This window comes from Nostoc sp. (assembly GCF_036917535.1).
GTDB lineage: Bacteria > Cyanobacteriota > Cyanobacteriia > Cyanobacteriales > Nostocaceae > Nostoc.
The window spans coordinates 54,310-79,461 of the sequence record NZ_JBALDA010000098.1; the positions used below are offsets into that span (position 1 = coordinate 54,310).

At 40.6% G+C, this 25,152-nt stretch carries 25 protein-coding genes and 1 pseudogene; 14 read left to right on the forward strand and 12 right to left on the reverse strand.

Going from position 1 to position 25,152, the window contains the following annotated elements; translation table 11 throughout:
* Nucleotides 1–62 precede the first annotated feature (62 nt).
* The 3 genes from V7K56_RS32570 to cysS form a co-directional block, all read right to left on the reverse strand.
* Nucleotides 63–1,409, reverse strand: coding sequence for a TldD/PmbA family protein (locus tag V7K56_RS32570; RefSeq protein WP_334917568.1), 1,347 nt, complete (start codon nucleotides 1,407–1,409; stop codon nucleotides 63–65).
* Nucleotides 1,410–1,648: 239 nt separating this feature from the next.
* Nucleotides 1,649–3,088, reverse strand: coding sequence for a TldD/PmbA family protein (locus V7K56_RS32575; RefSeq protein ID WP_334917570.1), 1,440 nt, complete (start codon nucleotides 3,086–3,088; stop codon nucleotides 1,649–1,651).
* Between the two features lie 72 nt (nucleotides 3,089–3,160).
* Nucleotides 3,161–4,696: a cysteine--tRNA ligase gene (cysS, locus tag V7K56_RS32580; RefSeq protein WP_334917572.1), complete on the reverse strand. Its 1,536-nt coding sequence runs from the start codon at nucleotides 4,694–4,696 to the stop codon at nucleotides 3,161–3,163.
* Nucleotides 4,697–5,038: 342 nt separating this feature from the next.
* Between cysS and V7K56_RS32585 the strand changes: the two genes are divergently transcribed.
* Complete coding sequence (locus tag V7K56_RS32585) at nucleotides 5,039–6,169, forward strand: CobW family GTP-binding protein (protein ID WP_334917574.1); 1,131 nt, start codon at nucleotides 5,039–5,041, stop codon at nucleotides 6,167–6,169.
* 173 nt (nucleotides 6,170–6,342) lie between these two features.
* Here the strand turns inward: V7K56_RS32585 and V7K56_RS32590 are convergent, their stop codons facing one another.
* Nucleotides 6,343–7,149, reverse strand: a complete 807-nt coding sequence (locus V7K56_RS32590; RefSeq protein WP_334917576.1) for an Rpn family recombination-promoting nuclease/putative transposase — start codon at nucleotides 7,147–7,149, stop codon at nucleotides 6,343–6,345.
* Between the two features lie 128 nt (nucleotides 7,150–7,277).
* Between V7K56_RS32590 and dtd the strand changes: the two genes are divergently transcribed.
* From dtd to V7K56_RS32610, 4 genes are all read left to right on the forward strand, one after another.
* Nucleotides 7,278–7,730, forward strand: a complete 453-nt coding sequence (gene dtd, locus V7K56_RS32595) for a D-aminoacyl-tRNA deacylase (protein WP_334917578.1) — start codon at nucleotides 7,278–7,280, stop codon at nucleotides 7,728–7,730.
* A gap of 104 nt (nucleotides 7,731–7,834) precedes the next feature.
* Nucleotides 7,835–8,176: a photosystem II reaction center protein Psb28 gene (gene psb28 / locus V7K56_RS32600; RefSeq protein WP_334917580.1), complete on the forward strand. Its 342-nt coding sequence runs from the start codon at nucleotides 7,835–7,837 to the stop codon at nucleotides 8,174–8,176.
* A gap of 104 nt (nucleotides 8,177–8,280) precedes the next feature.
* Nucleotides 8,281–8,790, forward strand: a complete 510-nt coding sequence (locus V7K56_RS32605) for a MogA/MoaB family molybdenum cofactor biosynthesis protein (RefSeq protein WP_442940356.1) — start codon at nucleotides 8,281–8,283, stop codon at nucleotides 8,788–8,790.
* Nucleotides 8,791–8,898: 108 nt separating this feature from the next.
* Nucleotides 8,899–10,653 carry a diguanylate cyclase domain-containing protein gene (locus V7K56_RS32610; protein ID WP_334917582.1) on the forward strand — a complete coding sequence of 585 codons (1,755 nt, stop codon included), beginning with the start codon at nucleotides 8,899–8,901 and terminating at the stop codon, nucleotides 10,651–10,653.
* A 174-nt stretch (nucleotides 10,654–10,827) separates the two neighbouring features.
* Here V7K56_RS32610 and mraY read toward each other — a convergent pair whose 3' ends face one another.
* Together mraY and V7K56_RS32620 are read right to left on the reverse strand one after the other, a co-directional pair.
* Nucleotides 10,828–11,931, reverse strand: coding sequence for a phospho-N-acetylmuramoyl-pentapeptide-transferase (gene mraY / locus V7K56_RS32615; RefSeq protein WP_334917584.1), 1,104 nt, complete (start codon nucleotides 11,929–11,931; stop codon nucleotides 10,828–10,830).
* Between the two features lie 79 nt (nucleotides 11,932–12,010).
* A complete protein-coding gene (locus V7K56_RS32620) occupies nucleotides 12,011–12,253 on the reverse strand; it encodes a DUF3134 domain-containing protein (protein WP_334917738.1) in 243 nt (80 codons plus the stop codon).
* A 244-nt stretch (nucleotides 12,254–12,497) separates the two neighbouring features.
* Here V7K56_RS32620 and V7K56_RS32625 point away from each other — a divergent pair, with 244 nt between their 5' ends.
* The 5 genes and pseudogenes from V7K56_RS32625 to V7K56_RS37340 all read left to right on the forward strand — a co-directional run.
* A complete protein-coding gene (locus V7K56_RS32625) occupies nucleotides 12,498–13,082 on the forward strand; it encodes a PAP/fibrillin family protein (RefSeq protein ID WP_334917586.1) in 585 nt (194 codons plus the stop codon).
* Between the two features lie 306 nt (nucleotides 13,083–13,388).
* Nucleotides 13,389–13,604 (forward strand): photosystem I reaction center subunit IV, encoded by a 216-nt coding sequence (locus tag V7K56_RS32630; RefSeq protein WP_322730086.1) that lies wholly within the window; start codon nucleotides 13,389–13,391, stop codon nucleotides 13,602–13,604.
* Between the two features lie 251 nt (nucleotides 13,605–13,855).
* Nucleotides 13,856–14,728 (forward strand): DNA-formamidopyrimidine glycosylase, encoded by an 873-nt coding sequence (locus V7K56_RS32635; RefSeq protein ID WP_334917588.1) that lies wholly within the window; start codon nucleotides 13,856–13,858, stop codon nucleotides 14,726–14,728.
* An 86-nt stretch (nucleotides 14,729–14,814) separates the two neighbouring features.
* On the forward strand, nucleotides 14,815–15,030 hold the full coding sequence (locus V7K56_RS32640) for an NAD(P)H-quinone oxidoreductase subunit O (RefSeq protein ID WP_322663474.1): 216 nt from the start codon (nucleotides 14,815–14,817) through the stop codon (nucleotides 15,028–15,030).
* 56 nt (nucleotides 15,031–15,086) lie between these two features.
* Nucleotides 15,087–15,253: pseudogene (locus V7K56_RS37340) on the forward strand (lactate/malate family dehydrogenase); the annotation flags it as partial.
* 244 nt (nucleotides 15,254–15,497) lie between these two features.
* Here V7K56_RS37340 and V7K56_RS32650 read toward each other — a convergent pair.
* The gene (locus V7K56_RS32650) at nucleotides 15,498–15,890 is read right to left on the reverse strand and encodes a translation initiation factor (RefSeq protein ID WP_334917591.1); all 393 of its coding nucleotides are present in this window, start codon (nucleotides 15,888–15,890) and stop codon (nucleotides 15,498–15,500) included.
* A 95-nt stretch (nucleotides 15,891–15,985) separates the two neighbouring features.
* Complete coding sequence (locus tag V7K56_RS32655; protein ID WP_334917593.1) at nucleotides 15,986–16,474, reverse strand: hypothetical protein; 489 nt, start codon at nucleotides 16,472–16,474, stop codon at nucleotides 15,986–15,988.
* Between the two features lie 338 nt (nucleotides 16,475–16,812).
* On the opposite strand from V7K56_RS32655, the gene V7K56_RS32660 reads away from it, so the two are divergent.
* The 3 genes from V7K56_RS32660 to V7K56_RS32670 are packed head-to-tail and all read left to right on the forward strand — an operon-like array spanning nucleotide 16,813 to nucleotide 20,784.
* Nucleotides 16,813–17,469 carry a hypothetical protein gene (locus V7K56_RS32660; protein WP_334917595.1) on the forward strand — a complete coding sequence of 219 codons (657 nt, stop codon included), beginning with the start codon at nucleotides 16,813–16,815 and terminating at the stop codon, nucleotides 17,467–17,469.
* Between the two features lie 38 nt (nucleotides 17,470–17,507).
* Nucleotides 17,508–19,379 carry a hypothetical protein gene (locus V7K56_RS32665; protein WP_334917597.1) on the forward strand — a complete coding sequence of 624 codons (1,872 nt, stop codon included), beginning with the start codon at nucleotides 17,508–17,510 and terminating at the stop codon, nucleotides 19,377–19,379.
* A 10-nt stretch (nucleotides 19,380–19,389) separates the two neighbouring features.
* Complete coding sequence (locus tag V7K56_RS32670) at nucleotides 19,390–20,784, forward strand: DUF1802 family protein (RefSeq protein ID WP_334917599.1); 1,395 nt, start codon at nucleotides 19,390–19,392, stop codon at nucleotides 20,782–20,784.
* A 168-nt stretch (nucleotides 20,785–20,952) separates the two neighbouring features.
* Here the strand turns inward: V7K56_RS32670 and V7K56_RS32675 are convergent, their stop codons facing one another.
* Nucleotides 20,953–21,111, reverse strand: coding sequence for a type II toxin-antitoxin system RelE/ParE family toxin (locus V7K56_RS32675; protein WP_334917601.1), 159 nt, complete (start codon nucleotides 21,109–21,111; stop codon nucleotides 20,953–20,955).
* A 148-nt stretch (nucleotides 21,112–21,259) separates the two neighbouring features.
* A complete protein-coding gene (locus V7K56_RS32680; RefSeq protein WP_334917603.1) occupies nucleotides 21,260–21,526 on the reverse strand; it encodes a ribbon-helix-helix domain-containing protein in 267 nt (88 codons plus the stop codon).
* Nucleotides 21,527–22,283: 757 nt separating this feature from the next.
* On the opposite strand from V7K56_RS32680, the gene V7K56_RS32685 reads away from it, so the two are divergent.
* Complete coding sequence (locus V7K56_RS32685; RefSeq protein ID WP_334917605.1) at nucleotides 22,284–22,943, forward strand: Nif11-like leader peptide family natural product precursor; 660 nt, start codon at nucleotides 22,284–22,286, stop codon at nucleotides 22,941–22,943.
* 196 nt (nucleotides 22,944–23,139) lie between these two features.
* Here V7K56_RS32685 and V7K56_RS32690 read toward each other — a convergent pair whose 3' ends face one another.
* Together V7K56_RS32690 and V7K56_RS32695 are read right to left on the reverse strand one after the other, a co-directional pair.
* A complete protein-coding gene (locus tag V7K56_RS32690; RefSeq protein ID WP_334917607.1) occupies nucleotides 23,140–24,726 on the reverse strand; it encodes a glucose-6-phosphate isomerase in 1,587 nt (528 codons plus the stop codon).
* 112 nt (nucleotides 24,727–24,838) lie between these two features.
* Nucleotides 24,839–25,096, reverse strand: a complete 258-nt coding sequence (locus V7K56_RS32695; protein WP_334917609.1) for a cytotoxic translational repressor of toxin-antitoxin stability system — start codon at nucleotides 25,094–25,096, stop codon at nucleotides 24,839–24,841.
* Nucleotides 25,097–25,152: the final 56 nt, after the last annotated feature.

Consider the following 25,152-nt stretch of genomic DNA (forward strand, 5'->3'; position numbering starts at 1 on the left):
AGTTAATCTCATGCCAAGACGCAAATAAGCTAGTAATTTATCTGCATCTTTGCACGATGTATTTACAAAGTATAAATAAAATCTTCCACCAACATACCAGGAACTAAACTACCTCCAAGTTGACGACTTTCATAAGTACCTACTTCGGGAATAAATTCTTGAAAAATAGTCAAATCTATTAAATTTTCTCCCCAGAAACGATAGAGACTTTCATCAAAACGTAAGTTTTCAATTGGGGCAATAATTTCTCCCTTTTCTACCCAAAAACAAGCATAACGAGTCATACCTGTGACTCTACCAGTATGGCGATCGCTCCAATTCAAATAATGCAAATTAGATACATATAATCCTGTATCTAAACTCGGAAGAATCTGCTCAAATCCTAAATTTCCCGGACTCACTTCTGGCGCTCGTAAAGTCTCTGAACCATTAGCGCCGTTGGCAATTTTTTGATATTCCTTAGCAGTACGAGAATTCACCAAAGTATTTACCAAATACCCTTTTTCTATTACAGGTAACTCCGGTGCTGCCATTTCTCCCAATTCATTAAATCGCGGCACTAATCCCCGCTGAAAATTTTCTTTCAAACTAAATTTTGGAGAAAGTTGTTTTTCTTGACGCGATAAAACAGCTAAAGCACTGTTTCCTTGTTGGATATCAGCTTCGCTTACCGCTCCCCAAGAAAGCATTACTAATAAATCTGCAACAGCAGCAGGTGCAAAATAAGTTTTGTATTGTCCCCGTGGCAATTCTTTCGCGGGGCGAGAAAGCAATTCGAGTTGCTTTTTGGCTTCGTTAATTTTGGCTATATATGCAGATTTATTCCAATCACTCCCAGCAAACGTGCCTTTAACTGCTTGTCCAGATGGGGAAAATAGAGAATAATCTAAGGTAAAAGAATCAGTAGCAAACCAGTGTTTTTGACCACTGGAATCACCATAAGCTTTAATGATTACTCCTCCTGCATATAACCCTGTAAAATCCAATTCAGCAACTTGTTCTAACACAGTTGGAACTACTGCCTCAGCCGCCAACAAATTCCCAGAATGTATTTCTCTACTGGTATTATTTCCTGATGGTAAAACTAGATATGGATCGATGGGTAGTAGAATAAGTTCGTCACGTAGTTCTTGCAAAGCACTATATGCTAATTGCCAGTCTAACTCCCAATTTCCAGTAAAGGGAAACTGCCGAACACTGTTGCGCCGATCTTGCATCAAAGTCAGTTCTATCCAACCATCAGCAACACAACCAGTTTGTCGCACTTTCGCATGATTGAAACGAGTAAATTGACTTATTTCACTGTTAAGTCTTACAGTGAATTGTTCATCTTCTGCTTTTTTAATCAGCAGAGTTTCAATCAGTCGATTAAAGCTGACTTCTAATGCAGATAATTTCTCAATTTTCATAGATATTAAATATTAATAGGGAATAATGAGAGGGAGAAAGTTATAAGTTAGAAGTTAAAAATTTTTTTAAATAAGTAGCTGGCGTAAATAATTAAAGTTTGTAGTAAGGAGTTTAGTCCTGATAATCTTTTTTTTGAGCGATAAATTGCTCAAAAAAGTTAAGATTTTATTTTATGTTTAATTATGCCTACCTACTTAATTCAAAACTCCTCACTACCAACTCCTAACTATTATATTTTTTAAGTTCCTCCACCAAAAACTTCGACATTAGCAAATACACAGACAGGTGAACCGTGTCCTACCCAAATGGCCTGATTTGGTTCTCCTTTACCACAATAAGGAGTACCATACATTTGCCAGTTTGTGGCATCTCCGACTTTAATTAAACTATGCCAAAACTCTGGTGTTGTGGCGCGGTAGTTAGGATTACGGAGGGTTTTGGTAAGTTTACCGTTTTCAATTAATTTAGCGTACTCACAACCAAATTGGAATTTGTAGCGGCGATCGTCAATTGACCAAGAACGGTTAGATTCCATATAAACGCCGTGTTGTATCTCGCCAATAATGTCTTCAAAAGTACCGTTTAAAGGCTCTAAATTCAAGTTACCCATGCGATCAATCGCTGGTCGATTCCATGAGGAAGCACGGGCACAGGCAACTCCTGGTACACCTGCTCTGGCTTGACTCTCTAAACTGCCTAAACCCCGTTGCAGTACTCCTTCTTTAACCAAATACTCCTTTGTTGCTACAGCACCCGTATCATCAAAGCCATAACTAGCAAATTCACCAGGTACAGTGGGATCAAAGGTAATATTCATCAACGGCGAACCATATACTCGATTACCAAAATCACTTTTATTAACAAAGCTGCCCCCAGCATAGTTACGTTCATCTCCCAAAATTCGGTCAATTTCTAGGGGATGCCCGACACTTTCATGGATTTGCAGCATCATTTGATCTGGGGCTAAAACTAAATTGGTACGGGTGCTTGGGCATTCTTCTGCTGTCAAGAGTTCTATTGCTTGTTCGCCTATTTGCCGCACCCGATGCCATAAGTTTTCTTGTTTTAAGAGTTCGAGTCCGCCTTGGTAACAGTTTGCTTGCAAACCGTTGCTGCTGCGCTGCTGTACAACCGCTCCATCTTGAGCAGTGGCTTTGTAATTAGTGCTTATAGATAGTATTTTTTGATAGACTTCTGAGCCATTGCTACTAACAAACCAAGATTCTCTCTCAGTGGTGCTGGCACTGGCTATGGTTTGCACAATTTTGTTGTCAACTTTCAGCGTTTGGCAAATACGAACCAGTAAATCATTGATTTCCCTTGGACTCAAAGCATCCAATGGCTCAATAAATGGAGATTTATATTCACCCACAACTTTAGGACGCTCAGTTTCACGGAAGGGATATATCCACCATTCACTGGCTGCTAGTGCCTGTTTATAGGCTGTTTGAGCCGCAGCTTGTAGGGAAGACAATTCTAGAGAGTTAGTAGCTGCATAACCCAGACAGCCATTGACTAAAACTTCCAGCATGGCTCCAACAGTGAAGGATTTGCCGTTTAGTTGGGGTAAGGCGTCACGGACTAAACGGGTAGTAGAAGTCTCCTTTACGGCTCTAATACCAATCCAATCTGCGGGAATATCGAAACTAGCGATCGCTTTTTTGAGTTCAGACCACATAATTTAAGTAATTGGGAATTGGGAATTGGGCATTGGGCATTGGGAAGAATTCAATTTAGTTCCCAGTCCCCTCTAATTTCGGTGCCACCGCGTGCCATCACGGCTATCAATTAGCGTAATACCTTCTGCTTGAAGTTCGTCACGAATGCGATCGCTTTCGGCAAAATTTTTGGCTTTACGTGCTTCTTGCCTTTGCTGAATTCGCCTTTCAATTTCTGCATCACTTAAACCATCATTTACAGGTGTTTCAACTTCTGGCTTCGCAGTTAAACCAAAAACATCAGCCAAAGTAACAAGTGTTCGCCACGTCTTGGGTAACTCATCTGCTGATATCGTTGGTTTTCCTTGATGTATTAGGATATTTCCTTCACGGATTAGTTCCTTGGCCATTTCAAATAGCGATACTAATCCACCAGGGAAATTAAAGTCTTTGTTGACACTCTCACAAAAGAGATTAATGATATTATCGAATTTTAAATTTGGATTAAATTCTGTATCTAATGGCCAACCCAGTTGTTCAGCATGTCCTTCAAAAAACTGACCTTCGGGATGGAGAATGGGATTATTTACTGTATCCAATGGCCAACCCAGTTGTTTACCATACTTATAGCCAAACAATAATCCTTCTTTAAGGGTATGCCAACCGTTGGTTGCTGCGGCGATCGCTTCCTCAGTAAAATCTATGGGTGTACGATATTGAGCAGTCAGCACGAACAACCGCACTGCCATCGGGTCAATTCCTCGATCCAGCAATTCTCGAATAGTGATAAAGTTGCCCAAAGATTTGGACATTTTTTCACCATCTACCTTTACCATGCCGTTATGCAGCCAGTAACGCGCTAGGGGTTTTCCTGTCACAGCCTCAGATTGGGCAATTTCGTTTTCATGGTGGGGAAAAATTAAGTCAGCACCACCAGCATGAATATCTATGGTATCACCCAGGCGATCGCGCACCATTGCCGAGCATTCTATATGCCACCCCGGACGGCCTGCGCCCCAAGGTGATTCCCAAGCAGGTTCTCCTGGTCTTGCTGCTTTCCACAAAGCAAAATCAAAGGGGTCTTTCTTTTTCTGGTATTCTGGATCTTCTACGTTGACGCGATCGCTCGCTCCGGCTTGCATATCTTCTAACTTGCGTCCCGAAAGTTTGCCATATTCAGAAAACTTTCGTACTGGATAATACACATCACCGTCAGCAGGGTAGGCAAAACCCTTATTTTCCAACTCATGAATTAACCGTTGAATGCCATTCATCGTGTGAGTAGCGCGGGGATACTCATCAGCTTCTTTAATCCCCAGCCGCGCCATATCCTCAAAATATGCTTTGATAAAGCGCTCGGCTACAGCCTCCATTGATGAATGTTCAAGACAGGCTCGATTAAGAATCTTGTCATCAATATCAGTAAAATTTTGGATATATCGGACTTCATAACCGATAAACTGGAGGTATCGACGTACTACGTCCCAAACAATGCAAGCTCTAGCATGACCCAAATGGCAGTAGTCGTATACCGTCACGCCGCAGTAATACATCTTAACCTTGCCTGGTTCGACTGTTTCAAACGGTTCTTGACGACGGGTGAGGGTATTGTAAAGGGTTAGGGTCATATATCAATTCAAAATTTTCTCATTCAAAATGGAAAACCCCGTATTGGCAGGCATTCTGGCTGCTGACTGTATGAAAGTCAAAGGTGGAACAGCTTAACAGATGTAATCCTGAATAGGAAGATAAGCAATAATAGGGTAAAGCAGCTGGGATGACAGTCCAGCATCCCTATGCTAGTACGTCATGGCGGAAATCAACATACTATTGGACAAAATCTCGAAAGCCCAGAAATCAAGGGTTTTTGAATTTTGAATTTTGAATGCGTGAATTCCGCGTAGCGGCGCTAGTGTTTTCTGGACTATCTGCGCTACATTACTATTTTTTGACTATTTGATAACAGCGCTATGCAATCAGCAGTTACACCCGAATCTTCGGCAATGGATACGCCCAAACAAGGAATGCCAGTAACAATTATTACGGGTTTCCTCGGTAGTGGGAAGACGACTTTACTCAATCATATCCTCAACAACCAACAGGGTTTAAAAACCGCTGTTCTCGTAAATGAATTTGGCGAAATTGGCATCGACAACGAGCTAATTGTTTCCACTGGTGAGACCATGGTGGAGCTAAATAATGGTTGTATCTGCTGCACTATTAATAATGATTTAGTAGATGCAGTTTACAAAGTTTTAGAACGCCAAGAAAATTTAGATTATCTAGTAGTGGAAACAACTGGATTAGCAGATCCGCTACCAGTGGCTTTAACATTTCTGGGCACAGAATTACGGGATTTAACCCGTTTAGATTCGATTATTACCGTAGTAGACGCGGCTAATTACAGCCTAGATTTATTTAACTCTGAGGCAGCATACAGCCAAATTGCTTATGGCGATGTAATTGTGCTGAACAAGGCAGATTTGGTTAATGAAGCCACTTTGAACGAGTTAGAAAGAAAAATTAACGAAGTCAAAGAAGGAGCAAGAATTATCCGCACTACGCGATCGCAAGTGCCACTTCCTTTAATTCTGAGTATTGGTCTGTTTGAGTCTGATAAATATTTTGACACAGTGGTGGATGAACACGACCATCACGAGCATGACCATCACGACCACGACCACGATCATTCAACATGTGGTCACGATCATCACGACCATGACCATGACCATGACCATGACCATGACCATCACGATCATCACCATCATTCTCACCATTTAGAAAATGATGGTTTTACTTCCATATCTTTCCAGAGTGACAAGCCTTTTTCTATTAGGAAGTTTCAGTATTTCTTAGATAACCAGCTACCCTCAAATATCTTCCGAGCCAAGGGGATTATGTGGTTTGATGAAAGTCCGAAGCGTCATATTTTCCACCTTTGCGGTAAACGCTTCACTTTGGATGATGATGAATGGAAAGGTCAATTGAAAAACCAACTAGTGCTGATTGGTCAAAATTTGGATCGTGAGACTTTAATTAGTCAACTCGAAAAATGCATTTGTCTACCTTCAACCTCTCGTGGTAAAGGCTTTGGCAAATAAAAGTTAGAAGTAGAAACGCGATTAATCGCGTCTGTACAGAAGTTAAGAGTTTAAAACTCGTACTCGTTCCCAGGTTCCACCTGGGAATGCATTCCCAATGGCTTCGCCATCGATTTTGATCAATGAAAATGAGAGAGTAGCGCAGGTGTAGCCCGTCGTAGACATCGCATTTCTCACTCCCCTGTATTAGTGACTTCTTCGCTTGCCAACTGCTGTACCTGCTCCACGAATAACCCTGTCACTTTCGCTACTATTTCTACTGAGATTCCCTCTTTGAGCAAATTTATTGCTACACGCCGCACTTCTTCAGCACGACCTTCAGCACGGCCTTCAGCACGACCTTCAGCTAAACCTTCAGCAAGGATAGCTTGATAAGTTACTGACTCCTGCATAAGTTCCCTCCGCAGCAATTGTTGAATTATCTCCTTCTCTAATACTAGCCCAGCCAGAATGAAGGCTGAGGCTGCAATATTGTTCTGAATACGTTGATCCGTAATTTCGGAAATTTCTTGAGCAACTTGCTGTAATGTAGCAGTGCGGTTATTTGTCTGACTTAACACCGCAAATGGTAATAATCCTGGATGCTCCAAAAATACACTTGTTGGTTGCTCCCAAAGATGAATTACCTCGAACCTATGGGAGGTTTCTTCCAAAGTGAATGTGGTTTGCTGCACAAGTTCTGAATTTGTCTGTTGTAGATAAATCACTACTTGACGCATTCGCTTACTTTTAAAACGGCGATACACTCGCAACCGATAATCAATCATCCGAAAGGGAATATCAGCTTTGGGTTGGGTTTGAAACTCCAAATGCAACACAACTTCATTAGATTGGAGCAATATCAGCGCATCGGCGCGGATTGGTTCCAAAGAAAGTTCAGAAGGACTTAATTGTGTGAGTGTAATAGATTCTCCTAACAGCCAAGTGGCAAAGTCGCTGGAGAAAGTTTCAGCAAGGAATTTACAAACGTTATCAAACATTAAGAGATTTTATCAAGTGGTAGGCGTTCATTGTTTCTATATTTAACTTGCGGTTTAAAAATGCCACACTCAATAGCTAGTGGTAGACATTACTCTAAAATTGAAACTTGATGAACGTTTAGATAAAAATGCGCGTTGTTATCCAGCGAGTCAAATCATCTCAAGTTACAGTTAATGGTGAAATTATCAGCAAAATTGGGCGGGGGCTAAATTTGCTCGTCGGTATAGCCAATACCGATACTGATGCTGAAATCGACTGGATGGTGCGTAAGTGCTTAGAGTTGCGGCTGTTTCCTGACGAAGGAGGAGACGACCGTTGGCAAAAATCTGTACAAGAAATTGGTGGCGATTTGTTAGTCGTCAGTCAGTTTACCCTTTATGGTGACTGTCGCAAAGGTCGCCGTCCTTCCTTTGACTGTTCAGCCGCTCCCCAATCGGCAGAAGATTTGTATAATCGTTTTGTTACCAAATTAAGAGTTAGCGGTTTGCAGGTGGAAACGGGTCAATTTGGTGCAATGATGCAAGTTACAATTGAAAACGATGGCCCCGTAACTTTGTTACTTGAAAAAGAAGCAATTTAAGTATATACACTAAAAAAATGAATAACAGTAGCCTCTAGACCGTGGTGTTCTAATTGATGAGAGAATATTAAATTAACCATCACAAAAGTTTAAATTCATTCATCATGGCGAAAATCCAGTTCTCTAGAGGTCTTGACGAAGAGGTAATTCCAGATGTGCGCTTGACGCGATCGCGTACTGGGGATAGTGGTACAGCGACGTTTATTTTTATGAATCCGAAAATTTTAGATCAAGGTACTACCGAAGATATTACCGGGATGTACTTGATTGACGAAGAAGGCGAGATAATTACCCGTGAAGTTAAGGCTAAATTTATTAACGGGAAACCGGAAGAATTAGAAGCACTTTACGTAATGAAATCTGCCCAAGAATGGGATCGGTTTATGCGCTTCATGGAGCGGTATGCTGAAGAAAACGATCTGGGACTTAGCAAAAATGAGGCATAGGGCATAGGGCATAGGGCATAGGGCATTGGTAATTGTCATGTTCAATGAATGTGCCATTTACCATGCCCGATTATCCATTATTAAAAGTTCATGAGTGACATATAATGCCACAACCTCATCCAGACTCGCCTGAAATTCTAGTAACTTGTGCTGTAGTTACTGTCAGCGATACACGCACTTTTGAAACAGACAAAAGTGGTCAGCTAATTCAGCAGTTAATCCTTGGTGCTAACCATGCTGTAGCAGCCTACACGATTATCAAAGATGAACCAACACAAATTCAAGAGCAGATAGTAAATCTAGGTAAAAGCTCAAATTTGGATGCTGTAATTTTCAATGGTGGTACAGGTATTGCACCAAGAGATACTACCTACGATGCAATTGAGAAGTTACTGGAGAAAACTTTGCCGGGATTTGGTGAATTATTTCGTTTTTTAAGTTATCAAGAAATTGGTTCGCGGGCGATCGCTTCTCGCGCTGTTGCTGGTGTTTATCAAGATAAATTAATCTTCTCACTTCCTGGCTCCAGTAATGCTGTACGCCTGGCAATGGAAAAACTGATTTTACCCGAACTCATTCACTTGGTAAATCAGGTTTGCAAGGGAGTGAAATGAGCAGCAGTTCATACGAACGACACACTGATATCATCCTTTATATACATGGATCTTAAAGCTATCCAGAGATAATTATAGTTAAGCAAATAAGATGTTGATATCAGGTTCATGATAGAGTTTAGTTATTGGAATTGCATAATTGCTCACGGCATCACTGCATTTTCATACTTTAGCATCCCTACATTAATAGGGATTTTCTTTGCCAAAACTAAGGCAACTATCCCTTCTAAGTTTTGGTTAGCATTTTTCTTATCAGGTGGATTCGTACTATTTTGCGGATTTCATCACCTTTTGGCTGTGTTTGAGCCTCATCAAGCAGTGTCATTGTTGCACTTAGCCATACTTGATCTAATGGCGTTTATTTCCTTGTCTGCCTTACCCTACCTGATACCAACCGTTTATCAAATTGTAGAGGCGATCGCCAAATATCAAGAAGATACCCGCGAACTTCAAGGCAGTCAGCAGATACAAGAGCTATTTCTAGATCAGGGCCCGTTTGCAGCCTATATTAAAGATGAGGAATCTAGAATGCTCTACTACAACCAGGAGCTACAGTCTAAATTTTCGGTAGATTCACAAGAATGGTTGGGGAAAACGAATACTGAATTCTTGCCAGATCCAGAACAGGGACAGCGGGTTATGGAAAACGATCAAGTCGTTTTGAAGACTCTACGCCCCTTGAGGCTGATTGAACAGGTAAAGATGCCTGGTAACGATCAGCCGTGCTACTGGCAATCGTTTAAGTTTCCATTTAGCGATTATGCAACGGGCGCTTGGCGCATCGGTGGGATCAGTATCGATATTACAGAATCCATGGAAACGCAGCGATCGCTCACTGACCTAAATCGGCAGCTAGAAGAAAAAACACTGAAATTAGAGGTAAAAAAACGAGAACTTATATATCTCTCAGATATGGCGGATATGCTTTATTCCTGCGAGTCTGAAGATGAGGTGTATCAAGTGGTTGCTTTAACCTGTTCCAAGCTGTTTCCTAATATGAGTGGTTGTATCAATATAATTGCTGATTCTAAAAATTATGTTCAGATGAATAGTACTTGGGGACCCAAAATAAGTAGTAAAGAAGTATTTTCACTATCTGATTGTTGGGCATTGCGGAGAGGCAAACTAAACCTTTCATCGTCTTGTGATCCAGGACTGATATGCAGCCACTTAATACCGCCTATTAGCGGCGTACATTTATGTGTTCCATTGTTTGGAAAAAGCGAAACAATTGGCATTTTACACATCTATGCCCTTGAAGAAATCAGCTCAGAAGATCAGCAAATTGCTGAGATTATTGCTAGATATTTAGCCTTCGCACTAAATAATCTATCGATAAAACAACGTCTAACTTATGAGAACTTGCGGGATGGGATGACCCAACTATTTAATCAAAACTATATGCAAACCATAACAGAACAAAGGCTAGCGGAGGCTGAACGGTCGGGACAACCTCTTAGTGTTATTTTCATTGATATCGATGACTTCAAATCTTACAACTCGCACTATGGACATTTGACTGCCAACATTGTTCTCCAGGAATTAGCAAAATTGCTGTTAAGATCTATTCGCTCCTTTGACATTGCTTGCAGATGGGGTGGTGAAGAATTTGTGATTGTGATGCCTAATATGACACTGGAAACACTCAGAAAGCGAGCAGAAGAATTAAGGCTAGATGTTGAACAAATGCAATTGAAGGACGGCGATCAGATCCTCGAAAGTATCACTGCTTCTTTTGGAATAGCTGTATCAGAACCAGGGATTACGGTTAAGGATTTTCTGAATCGGGCAAATCAAGCGATGCTTGAGGCAAAGCGAACAGGGAAGAATCGGGTTATGGAGTATGTAAATACCTATAATTGAAAAAGAATATCGAATTCATAACACCGTAAGCGGTAAAATAAGCAATTTTTCAGTCTGGATCGAGTGTCAGACTTTTCAGTATAGAAATTAGAAACTCATAAATTTATCGGATAAAAAAACAACTCCCTGAAGATGTGGGAGTTGTTTTTTATATTCAAGCAGTTTTTAAAATATTCAGAATGGAGCGATCGCTAAACAAATGGTAGCCAAAATCGCAGCAATTATATAAAATACTCCAACCACTTGCAATTCTGACCAGCCAGTTAGTTCCAAATGATGGTGTAAAGGTGCCATTTTGAAGAGACGTTTGCCTTTGCCATCGGGGCCTTTTGTGGCTTTATAATAACTTACCTGTGCCATCACCGAAAGCGTTTCTACGAAGAAGATACCACTGAGAATAAACAGACCTACTAAGCTGTTTGTCAAGAGTGCTACAGCAGCTAAAGCTCCTCCCAGTGCTAAAGAACCAGTATCTCCCATGAAAACGCGGGCTGGGTTACGATTATGGGCTAAGAAACCTAAGCACCCACCACTTAAAGCAGCACAGAAAACCATCAACCCTGGTGCTGTAGGCGCAACTAAAGCACCTAATGCCAAAAGTGCGATCGCAACTGTTCCTGCTGCCAAGCCATCAATACCATCTGTTAAATTAGTCGCATTACTTTCTGCAACTAGTACAAAACCAGCTAAAGGCCAAAATAGAAATCCTAGGGGTAGTGTGAAGCTCACCCAAGGCAAAGCAATATTTGTAATATTAGAAGGTTGATTAAACATCAGCCATAGACAAAACATCGCCGCAAAACTCACTTGCAAAGCCAGTTTTGTTTGTGGAGATATACCTTTATTTGATTTACGGCGCAGAATTTGCCAATCGTCGAGCCAGCCAATCAATCCGTAGCTGATTGTCAAGGCCGAAACTGCAAGCACCTCTTTAGAAAAGTTAGACAATATACAAGCAAGCAGCACAGATACAGGTATAAAAAATATACCGCCCATTGTGGGAGTGCCTGCCTTTTTTAGATGAGCTTGGGGCCCATCTTCGCGAATTATTTGTCCAGTTTTAAGTGCTTGAAGTAAAGGTATTACCCAATAGCCCACCACACCTGAACCCAACGCACACAACAGCAGTGGCAGGGTTAACGACATACTTTGCCACGGTAGCCGATTGGCCAGCGAATCCAAGATAAATGCTGTTGTACCTAGCCCTACGGCTAATAAAGAGGCTAGAGCGATTCCAGAAATGTTTAATCCTTGCTCAGGAGATAATTTAGCGTCCACAGAAGTTTCCCTTCACTCCACACTTATAAAATTGAATACCATTAACTAGGGATACTACCAAGTCCCTAGCCTGAAAAGGCTAATTTTCAGCGATTCCTATATCATCATCTTCATCATCATCGAGGTCGTAGCCAATTCCATCGTCTACACCCATTAAGGAGTCTATTCCTTCTTCGTCAGCTTGAAAATCCAGTTCGTGAAGGTCACGCGCGATGATGTGACCGTTGTTTTGTAACCAATCCAACAAAGAAGACTCTGGCTTTAGGGGGATGACATCGGCTCGCTGGTTACGGGGTTCTTCACGTAATGGAGAGTTCAACATATCGAGTGAGGACAAGAAAAGGTTTACGTAAGTTGACATTTAGAGTCTATCACTTGACACGGATTAATTTAGTTATCTTTTCAACTCTTTAATTGATAAATCCGCATTCAGATAGAATTTTTTTTATTTAATAAGCATAAGGCTTAAGTCAAGCGATTCTTAGTAATTTTTATGGCTTTACATATATGTCATGAATATCTTGTTTATGCTGATGGAAAGTAAGTGATTTTTGAGGTGACAGGCGATGATGCCAAAAGCGGCTTTTATGGATGCGATCGCACTTACTAATCGCGGTCTACTGGCGACTGAAGAACAGAAACAGGCTATCTTAATCGCGATCGCCAATTTAGAAGATTTTAATCCTACACCCCGTCCGGTGGAAGCTGGTAATTTGCTAGATGGCAATTGGCGATTACTATACACCACTAGCAAGACTCTTTTAAACTTAGATCGTTTACCTTTGTGCAAACTAGGTCAAATCTATCAGTGTATCCGGGTAGAGACAACCAGTGTTTACAACATAGCTGAGATTTATGGCTTACCTTATTTAGAAGGTTTAGTCAGCGTTGCTGCTAAATTTGAGCCAGTTTCAGGTCGGCGTGTCCAAGTGAAATTTGAGCGTTCTATTATTGGTTTACAACGTTTAATAGAATACAATTCTCCGGTAACTTTTATCCAACAAATTGAAGCAGGTAGAAAATTTCCCGGAATTGATGTTGCTATAAACAGTGACAAACAGCAAGGCTGGTTAGATATCACTTATATAGATAACGACCTGCGGATCGGCAGAGGTAATGAGGGAAGTGTGTTTGTCTTAACTAAAACATAAGCTTCTACAAAATAACTGTTTGCGAACGAAGGTACGCTATAATGTGTGCCTTGTCAAGTAGAATCTAATACAGTTTTAAATTTGGGATGTGTTGAGGGAGTAGGGAGCAATCAATTCAAAATTCAAAATTCACGCATTAAAGAACTTCTGCCTCCTGCCTCCTGCCTTCTCTTTCCCAATGCCCAATGCCCCATGCCCAATTCAGACAAATAACTTAACAAAGACTCTTGCTGCGACCTTGAGGTTGTAGAGTGAAATCAATTAGCCCTCTAGATTGGCGATTAATAACTAAAAGGGAAAATAATCATGGTTCAACGTGGTTCTAAAGTACGTATTCTCCGCCCTGAATCCTACTGGTTTCAGGATCTAGGAACTGTGGCTTCCATCGACCAAGGCGGCATCAAATACCCAGTAATTGTCCGCTTTAACAAGGTAAATTACTCTGGTATCAATACCAACAACTTTGCCGAAGATGAATTAGTCGAGGTTGAAGCACCAAAGGCTAAAGCACCGAAAAAATAGCAGCAAAGCTACAAGGGGGTTGTTTGATGCGATGATGAAGGGTAGTCTAAAAGTCTGAAGTATGAAGTCTGAAAATTTCAGTTCATTCATTCTTTGTCCAAGCCTACCCTAATCTCCGAGAGCCGCCCTGCGGGTATTTACGGTTTATTTTGGGTAGTAATACACCCACTTACGGGTATATAAATTACTACCCCATCTCTTCTTCCTCGATTCCTCAAATAAATCACAATTGCCTGCTCAAATCAGCTTGAATGCCCGAACTGCCTGAAGTTGAAACAGTCCGAAGGGGTCTAAATCAATTGACCCTCAACCAAGAAATCACGGGTGGAGATGTGTTGCTTGACCGCACCATCGCCTATCCGTTTTCTATTGGTGAGTTTGTTGATGGAATTGAAAAAAATGCGATCGCTACTTGGCATCGTCGCGGTAAGTATCTCCTTGCTAAACTCTCATCAACTTCCCCTTCATCAACCAGTTGGCTAGGAGTTCATCTGCGAATGACCGGTCAATTACTATGGCTGCATCGAGATGAACCATTACACAAGCACACGCGGGTTAGATTATTCTTTGGAGAACAGCAGGAATTACGCTTTGTCGATCAGCGTACCTTCGGTAAAATATGGTGGGTTCCGCCTGGTGTTGCTGTAGAAAGTATTATGACTGGTTTGGCAAAACTGGCAGCAGATCCATTTTCACCCGAATTCACTGTTGAATATCTAGCAAGCAAACTCCAAAACCGCCGCCGTCCAATTAAGACTGCGCTACTAGATCAATCTGTGGTGGCAGGATTAGGTAACATCTATGCCGATGAAGCATTGTTTAAGAGTGGAATTTTACCTGAAACTTTGTGTATAGATTTGCAGCTAAAGCAAATTGAGCGTTTGCGAACAGCCATCATTCAAGTGTTAGAAGCTAGCATTGAGGCTGGTGGTACAACATTTAGTAATTTCTTAAATGTCAAAGGTACTAACGGCAACTATGGTGGTGTAGCCTGGGTTTATAACCGTGTTGGAGAACCCTGTCGAGTTTGTGGTACATCAATTCAACGGATTAGGTTAGCTGGGCGATCTAGTCATTTTTGCTCCGACTGTCAAACGTTACGGGGAGTTAGAAGACGCGATTAATCGCGTCTTTACAAGAGTTAGGAATTCTAACTCGGAACTCTTTTAAAATGCAGGTGAAAGACGTTAGAAATTTGAGAGAGGAAATCATGGCAGTCAAAAAAGGAGATATGGTTCGCGCTGTGCGCGAAAAACTAGAAAACAGTCTGGAGGCTAAAGCCAGTGATGCTCGCTTTCCTTCTTATTTGTTTGAAAGCAAGGGCGAAATTGTAGATATCAAAGGCGATTACGCCCTGATTAAGTTTGGGAAAGTGCCAACACCTAATATTTGGTTACGTGTGGATCAACTCGAAGAGTTTAAATAATAAAAAAGAATTCAGGAGTGAGAATTCAGAATTCAGCATTTATTCGGACTCTTGAGATTACCGCCGGACTTCCCCGCAAACTAGGGATGAGTAGGATGATTTGCTGAAAATCAATGCCATGATTGTAGTAGAAGCGGCAAATAATGCGTAGGCGTAGCCCGTCGTAGACATCGCTCATTCTCCCAATGCTATTTTTATTGTCGTCACTAATCCGTTGGATGTGAGCGTCAAAATATTAAGCGATCGCAGGAAGTTTTGGGCAACAAAATAATTCCTAATTTGTAGGAATAGCAGCAAAAATAAAAGGCAGTAGGATTAAAACCTACTGCCTTATTTTTTATTCCGAAATTTATCACCCTATAAATCAAATCTATAAATCCCTCTGTAAACCTCTCCTCTAGAAGAGAAGAGGCTTTGAATTGTCTCCATTTTTGGTATACAAGGAGGCTGGAGGGTTGGGTTTTGCGTTAACGGCGGGAATCCTGATCTGCGGGGTCGCCGTAGGGATCTTCGCTGGCTGGGCGAACATCACCAAACTCCCCTGTGTCTGCGGGGTCGCCGTAAGGGTCTTCGCTAGCTGGGCGAACATTGCCATAAGACGAGATATCTGCGGGGTCGCCGTAAGGGTCTTCGCTAGCTGGGCGAACATTGCCATAAGACGAGATATCTGCGGGGTCGCCGTAGGGATCTTCACTGGCTGGGGTGACGTTGCCGTAAGATGCCGGATCTGCGGGGTCGCCGTAGGGATCTTCGCTGGCTGGACGGACATTGCGATCGCGGAATTCGGCATCTTGATCGGCTTGATCGTTGTTCGACCCCAAAAGCAACTCCTTCGCCTTTCGGAAAAATTCATCTACCATAATCTGTCTCCTGATTTAAGTTCGTGTTTCCGACGTGCGCGATCAGCGTTATCCTTCGGGAAACCCGCTTTCTTATTTACACACGCTTCGCTGATCTAGAGTGCTGGAGCTGCGGATGAAGTTATACCAGAGAGATCGCGACCTGTAGCACTTCGGTTATAGCCTTGGAATTCCCGATACTTTTGTGCTTCAGATTCCGGTACTCGAATTCCTTCTGCTGGTGGCGTTACCCAGTGAGGGCGATGTTCAGCATCACGGTAATATACACGCCCGTTCTTGGAAAGATAGTACTTACCTTGCGCTCCATCTTGGGAAGCATTCTTATGCTGATTATAGAGATAATAAAGTCCCGCAGCACCAGCCAAAATAGCAACTTTCTGCCCTGTAGACAAGCCCTTCTTGGCTTCGGTTTGGCTTGTGCGATCGCTCACTGTTCTACCGACGGTATCATCAACAGGTGGTGGAACTGAAGCGTTTTTAGAACCGCCTCCGCAGCTACTCAGCAAGGGCACCATTAGCAATGCCGAAAGCAGCACTGCAAATAGACGCGAAACTATTTTACGTTCTTTAAATATTGTGTTCATTGGATTTCGTTCTCACCTGTATTTGCTAAAAGCTTTGCTGTTACAAAAACAAAGTTGGAATTCCTGTTATTTCGCTGGGAATTGAAAAAACATATACCACTAAATTTACAACTGCACAGCTACAGCGTTTCTCTGTCATGATCGTTAATTTTCTCAAGCATTCCATCCCGCCTTTGAGAGAAACTGCATTCATCCCAAGGAAATATATTGTTGATTTTCTATGAGTCTATTTAGCTGAAACACCGAAATCTTCAGCAATTTCTCGGTTATTTTTTCTGAGTAAATAAATTAAAAAGATACAGTTACTATGCTGATTTTTGTCAAAAAATATACTCAATATGACATCAAAAAATACAGTCCAAACTATAACTCGTCTTCTTTTGGCTTTGTGGGATTTGGGAGGAATGCAGCAGGAAATTAAGAAGGGTCAACTTACTAAGCGAATTGTAGCCAAAGGTCAGAAGGTGACAGATTATCAGGGCATATTCGAGGAATTACAGAAGCAGGGTGCGATCGCAATTTCCAAAAAGGGATATTCTCTGACATCTCCCAAAGGTTTAGAGGTGTTGGGTAAGGGTTTGAAGAGTGACAAGTTTAAGTTTGAAGGGACGATAGTAGGAACTTGGGCAGCGAATGCGTTGGTGAAATGGATTAGTCAGATTGATGTTGCGGTAGTTGGTGCAAATGTACCAGTTAATGGGAAGGGTGCGATCGTTTCTTACGACGAGTTTAAATCAGTGGCGTTGGAAGTCTACGACAAATTGAACTATGAGTACAACTTTAATAATCTGGTGCCAATTTATCGCATTAGAAGAGGAATTGGCGATCGGGTGAGTCGTACAGAGTTTAATAATTGGCTATTGGAAACGCAAGCTGACGATATTTTACAACTACAGGGCGGGAGTGTAGAAGACAGCGCACCCGACAAAATTGAAGATTCGGTAGCTACAGAATTAGATGGATTACGCTGCTACGCCACACGCCTAAAAGCTTAAACCTGATTTAACTCTTCACACATTAACTTCACAACACTATGACTGCTACCACATCTACCATTAATGATCTGATTCAAAATCAAAACCCTTTTGCAGGTCATATTGTGGTCAGACCGCAACAAATCTGGGGTAAAAGTTTTCCTGATGTGCCTTCAATTAATGCTCATGCTTCTAATGCAGTTTTTGATGCTGTTGAGAAAATCCGTAAAGGAAAACGTGAAACTGTAGGTATCACAATTACAGCAGAAAAAGGGTTAGGTAAAAGCCATATTATTAGTAGGATTCGCCACCGATTACAGACAGAAGATAGTAGCTTATTTATCTACATGAGCAAGTATGATAACTTAAATCAAATTAAGTCTCTGTTTCTGCAAAGTGTCGCATCTAGTCTTAGAGCTTTTGGTAGTCAAAAAGTAATGCAATGGCAGGAAATTGCAGCAGCTTTAATTAACGAAGCAAAACAGTGGGAATATACGCCTCAACAGTATATTAGCATGTATCCAGGTTGGTTAAGCAAACACTCAACTAAGGCTATAACTCATCTGACAGAAAGTGTTCTAAAAGTCAAGCCTGAAATAACCAATCCTTACATAGTGAAAGCTATTTTGTGGACACTTTCTCCAGTCCATATTAATTATGCAAGCTATTGGTTATCTGGTTTAGAATTAGCACAATCACAAGCTGAAGAGATGGGATTACCAAATCCTAAAGGTGAGGATAGAGAAGCTGAAGCATTAAGCACTGTTCGTCAAATTATAGATATAACTAGCTATTATCGAGTTCCAGTGATTTGTTTTGACGAATTAGATATTGCAGATGTTGCTGATAATGGATTTTTAGCAGCACAAGTTATTGCAAGCTTAGTTAAGGATTTATATAACAGTCTCAAACAAGGTGTTTTACTGTTAGCAATGTATCCTCGCACCTGGGAAGACCAAATCAAGGCTTTACCAGAAGCTGAAGCAGTTATAGATAGATTAGTAAGCGATCAAGCTGACAGACAGCCTATAAAATTAAGCTTTCTCAATTCTGATGATATCGTTTCTCTAGTTAGTCAATGGTTACAAGATTTTTATAAGGAATATCAACAAACTCCGTCTCATTCTCTTTATCCATTTAATGAAACTAAACTCAGAGAACTTGGGAAAGAAAGACCTACTGTTAGATCAGTTTTGAAATGGTGTGCAGATAATTTTACTTTGACTGATCCAGATAAATCTCAAGATGTCCATCCAGTTGAACCACACTTTAAGGCAGCAGTACTAAATGTTGATACTGCGATCAATTTACTGATAGAAGATGAAGTGGCAATTGCTGCTGCTTTACGAGTAGCATTCGCTAGTTTGGCTAAAGACAAAGTAGAAGTAGAAAAAGTAAAAGTTGAAAAGGTCGAGGAAATTTTAGCCAATAAAGCAGATCAAGGATATCTTAATTTTAGAATTGTTGGTAATAATGGAAAAGTCAAAATAGGAGTAGTTGTTATTCAACAATCCGGTGGAAAATTTATAGGTGCAGCATTGAAAAGACTAATTGAATATGAAAAGTTTAACCTGACTCGTGGTTGCTTAGTTCGTTCAAAGAAAATTAATCCGGGAGCTTCAGTACCTCAAGAATGCTTGAAAATTCTTCTGAAAGAACGAGGTGGAGAATGGGTACGCTTACAAAGCGAAGATATTAAACCTCTCTTAGCCATCTCATCTGTTTACTATAACTGGAGAAATTACGAATTAACAGAAGAACAAATTTTTGATTTTATTAAACATAAGCAACTAGCAATCAACAATCCTTTGATTCGAGAAATTCTCAGCGCTCCGTCTGGGCAAGAACCTACTAATTTAACTTATGATGGATTACCTATTAGTATTCCTCAGCCTATTGCTAATGCTGATAATATCGACCTAAATCTATAGCTAATTATAAATGAATCAGCAGTTTTCAATTCCAACAGTTCTCTGTCTACCTGCCCCTGATATTGAAGCCTTAATACAGGGGCGAACAATTGCAGCTTTACCCAGGATGTTTATTCGTCCTGGGCACAGATTTGCACTTTATCCTGCTGACTCTTCAGCTTCAATTAAAGCTTGGGCTAAATGTGAACTTTGCCAAATTTTAGACGAGACTAAGTCATTAGATATTTTGTCTAAATTAACAATATGGACACCAAAAATATTAAAAGAAATACTACAAAAACAACAGTATCTTTTTTTGGCTTACTTGCGTGTCTATCACTTACCTCAGTTACAAGAAATATTAGTCAATCCCAACATTCAAGAAAAACTAGGAAAATTTGTTAGTTTACCTAATTCTCTAACGGTTTCTGAACAAAAGCCAGTATTAACCGATCGCACCTTCGCCCAACGCAAACGCCAGTTAGAAAAGCTAGAACCTCCGCTGCATCCTGAATTAGAAGAATTGCAGAGTGCGATCGCATCTCTAACCCTTAGCCAATTAGCTGCGAAACAATTAGACGAAGACATCAAAGTATTTTTAGGTTGGAGTAATGACAAGCTAATTAAGCAAGCCGATCCGAATTTAGCTTGGATAAATAATATTGCAAAATTGGGCGATCGCAGCATAGAAAAAGATGAGGGTAAAAGCAACTATCAAGCTGGTACAGATTTTGAAATCATCGCACGCTGTAGCCTTGATTTTTTAGGATTTAAAATTGAAGAAAACTACAAAGGCGGTGCAGGTGGCTTAGACTTATTTTGCTCACAACCTTATCCTCTCGTTTGCGAATGTAAAGCAGGAAAAACCATTCCCGATCGTGCAGTAGAAGAATTAGATAGGATTGGTAGAAGGCATCTAAAAGAAAATTATCTTCAAGCTGTAAGGTTAATTATTGGCCCAGGTAAACCGACTAAAAATTTGAAAGAATCTGCTGAGATATCTAAAATTAGTATTATAAATGTAATGACTCTACAAAAACTAGTTGAATTTAAAGCAAAATATCCAGGTGCTATTAATTTAGTCGAATTACAGCAATATCTACAACCTGGGCAAATTGACTATAAAATTGATGAATATATTGATAAAGCTGAGAGAGAAATTAAGTTGCGATCGCACATTATCACAGCAGTAAAAGAACTTTCTGAACAAAACAACGAAACTGCAAAAGCTACACATCCAAGTTCCACAGTTACAGAAATTCGCGTTCATTACAATGCTACTCATAATCCCTGGCTAAATGATGAAGTAGTTCACGATTTACTGATTGAACTCTCCTCACCCTTAACAGGCTATTTGGGGCGAATTAAAGGTAGTAATTGGAATAGCGATCGCTTTTACTTCCTCCGCAATTTACTTATTAATTAAAGATAGTACAATATACCTCTTCTTCCCTTTGGGTTCTCTGCGTCTTCTTTACGAGACGCTGCGCGTAGCTTGCTTCTCCGTAGGAGTAGGCGGTTCATTTAAAAATAACTAAAGTGTGTAGGCGTAGCCAAAGCCAGGAGATAATTATAAGTAAACTCAAACATCAACTTACTCATCTAATTCTGCAAATAAAGATTCCAAATTTTGATAACCACTAACTACACGGACAATTTCAATTCCACTATTTATAACTCGATAAAGAATAATATAATTATCCAAAGGAACACCGCGCAAATCAGATTTAATATTTCCGTAGCTGCGCCCCATATTAGGATATTAGGGAAATTAGCTAAATATTTACACTTTTTATCAAACTTTTCAACAAAATCCTCCCCAATATCAATATTTATTCTGACAAAATAATCAATAATTTCTGATAAATCTTGACTGGCTTTTGGAGAGATAATATGTTGTTTCATCCTTGTAGTTCTCTCGCTTTACGAAGTTTTTCTCGCAATTGTTCAATTACAACTTCTCCATCAATACCTTCCCCTCTATTCAGTTGATCGATAGCAACCTCAACTTTTTCGCGTGTTTCTTCAACCCATTGCTGATAACCTTTTTCCCACTCTAATAGCAACTTCAATGCTTTACTAATAACTTCTTCGGGATTTGCATATCTACCTGTAGCAATTTGCGCTTGTATAATTTGCTCTAGTTCAGGTTTAATTTGGATATTCATGATTTCTATTCGTATTTATTGACCGCTTTAACCTTATTGTAACAATATTTACAATCAAATAATTTGAATAGCGATCGCTTTTACTTTCTCTGCGATTTACTTATTAATTAAAGATAGTACAATATATCTCTTTTCTTCCCTCTGGGTTCTCTGCGTCTTCTCTACAAGACGCTGCGCGTAGCTTGCTTCTCCGTAAGAGTAGGCGGTTTGTTTAAAAATAACTCAAATGCGATTCCATTTATTTCAAAGTTAATATACACAGTCTGATAATTCAATAACCCCATTTTTTAATGCTGCCTTAACTTTATTTACAGGAATATAAAGGCGATCGCTTGAATTCTCTATGTAATTATACTATATTAGTAGTTTTAATAATACCTTTGGTTGCCTCTCGCCTTCTCTAAAAGACACTATACTTAGCTTTTTCTCCGTAGTATGCGGTTCTTTTCAAAATAACTAAAGTGCAGATTGCTTTATAAATAATTAATACTATCTATTGACTTCATTTTATTTTATGAGAATCAATAAGATTTTAGTTGCAGCCCAATCCAACCCAAGGCATCGCAATCTTTCATCTTTTCCTCAGTAACTGCCATTTATAGTTACAAACTTTACAAAAAATTTATACTTAGCCACTGTGTAACTTCATTTACATGATATAAAAATTTAGTACTGTCGAAGAAACACATTATACTTACTACACTGGTGTTGATTAATCACAAACCTCTACTAAGTTTAAAACTTGGCAAGATGACCCATGTATTATCAAATTTGGAATTTCTTTCTTAAAGAAGATAAATACATTTATTGGAAAGAAAAAATAAAAGTTAACAATAAGTTTGACAAAGTGACATGGCAAAAGATTATTGATTTCTTGTCACTAGTAGAGCAAACTTTCCAGTTGAAAAGTCAACTAGCAGAAACCGATAGCCTTGAGCCGTTTCTCAAGTTAGCAAGAGAAAACGGTTACAATTTGACCGCAGAAGAACTTGCCTGGTTTCTAGTTACGAGAAGACAGATTTGGGATCTTTTTGATATTGCACAAAAAACGCCATCTCTCAAAGAAGAATTGCTAATAGCTAAAGATCCGCAGCAATTCATCGATATCGCTGCCGAAAATGGTTATTACTTTTCTGCTGATGAGTTAGCTTGGCTATTAATTGACATCAAATCATCATCAGATTTAGTATCTATTAACAACAGCGTTGGAGAAATTTTCACGGTATCAAGCTACGGCAGAATTGAAACAGGATACTGGATTTGGCTAGCAGAACACTGGGGAATTGTGCCACCATTTTGTCATCGGGATAAACCCAGCACTTTCTTATGTCAAAATCTCAACAATCCTTTTTTACCCGATCGCTGTTTTTTACCCAAGAGTTACTTTAATCAACGCCTTATGGCAATTCATAATTAAAATAAGTCATAATTAGGCAAAGGAAGAGAAGAAAGCAATACTTAACCAAACGGTATTGAGTTATAAAACTTAATTACGAATTATACAGTGAAGCATCCTAGACAGAAGATATATCTTCTATTTAGGATGCTTCACAATAAAAAATTGTTGTTGAAACAACAATTCTGGACAAAATGTGAAATTTAGACTAAAGCTATCAGCTAGCAGAAACGGTCAAACTACCGGGTTTATGAAGATCGCCTTGTAAAACTACACCCCGCTGATTGGCATGGATGTGACGCAAAATCTTGTAAATTGCCTCAACTTGGTCTGATGCGCCTGCCTTCTCGGCGAGTTCGTCAAGAGTAAGGGGAGTTTTTTCTTTTTGTAGCACTGCTACTACTCGTGTTTGTAAATCGAGAATGGAGGCGGCAGCTTTTTTGCCAGCTTCTACACCTGGTTGATGATAGGCATTGACGTTGACCAAACTACCATATAAACCAACAGCACGATCATACAAAGCAATTAATGCCCCAACAATTCGGGGATTAACTTGGGGAATCGTGACTGTAATCGAATCCCGGTGATTTTCATAAAGCGCTTGTCGGGTTCCTTGGAGAAAACCGGAAAGATAATCGCCTGTTGTAACTCCTGGATCTATTTCAGTCGATGGGCCTTGACGATCTTCTAACACTTCGATGAAGGTAACAAAGAAGTTCGCTACACCCTCGCGTAACTGCTGGACGTAAGCGTGTTGATCTGTTGAGCCTTTGTTGCCATAGACGGCGATACCTTGATGAACAACGTTGCCGTCTAAGTCTTTCTCCTTCCCCAAAGATTCCATCACCAGCTGTTGTAAATAGCGACTGAATAAAAATAAGCTGTCCTTGTAAGGTAGAACAACCATATCTTTTTCGCCCTTTCCATTGCCTGCAAAGTACCAAGACAAAGCAAGCAAGGCTGCTGGGTTATTTTTCACATCTGGGACGCGGGTAGCGTCATCCATTTCTTTTGCACCATCTAGCATAGCGCGAACATCAATGCTCTGTAATGCTGCTGGTACTAGCCCCACAGCAGACATTTCTGAGGTGCGTCCTCCTACCCAGTCATACATCGGAAATCTGGCCAGCCAGCCTTCATCTTTGGCTAGTTTATCGAGGTTGCTATCAACGCTAGTAATAGCTACCGCATACTGGGCAAATTCCAAATTGTGTCCGGCGTAGGCTTTTTTTACTTCAATCATGCCGTTGCGGGGTTCCGGTGTTCCCCCAGATTTGGAGATTACCAATACCAAAGTGCTGGCGAGGCTATTTCGGAGATGATTGAGAACGCGATCAATACCTGCGGGATCGTTATTATCGATAAAGTGAATTTTCAGGGGCGGGAAATCAGGAGCAAGAGCTTCCGCGACGAATTGGGGGCCGAGAGCGGAACCACCAATGCCGATGGAGATAATATCCGTGAAGCGGCTTGCTCTAGGAGGATGAATAGCACCTGTTTGGACTTTTTCCGCAAAGGCTTCGATTTGTTCTAGAGTTTGGACTATTTCTTGTGTAAGTTCTGGAGTTGGCGCTAAATCAGGATTTCGCAGCCAGTAGTGTCCAACCATGCGGTTCTCGTCGGGATTTGCGATCGCACCTTTTTCTAGTTGAGCCATATCCGCAAACGCCTTGTCAAACTTCGGCTGCAACGAATCCACGAAGGCATCATCGAACCTCATCCGACTCACGTCTAAGTACAGTCCCAATCCCTCGTGGAAATATAACCAGTTTTGGTATCGTTGCCAAAGTGCCCTAGCATCCATAGGGAAATCTCAAATAAAGTGTTTTTCAAAAACCAGTTTAATGTAAGGTTATAGCGATCCCTGCCTAGCCTTATAAAGTTTACAGTTTTAAGTGTTCCCTTGACTCTTCACTTTAAACATCTGGCATAGGGATGACACGCAGAAATTTCACAATTTCACCGCGAACTTCTATACCAATCAGATAATTGTCTAGGGTGAAGCGGTGAAAAATGCCTTCACTATCAAGCTGTCGCAGTTCTTTTAAATCGCTCAGTTGCCACTTTTGGGCTAACTCAATAAAAACAAAATCATGCACCCGCTCGTAGGCGGCAGGTTCTAAATTCTTCAGGTCTAGCAAAAAAGACCTGGCATAGCGCATTTCCAGACTCACTGGGCGTTACCTTCACCAAAACTTGAGGGGCCACTGGCACTAGTGCCGCAAGGCGG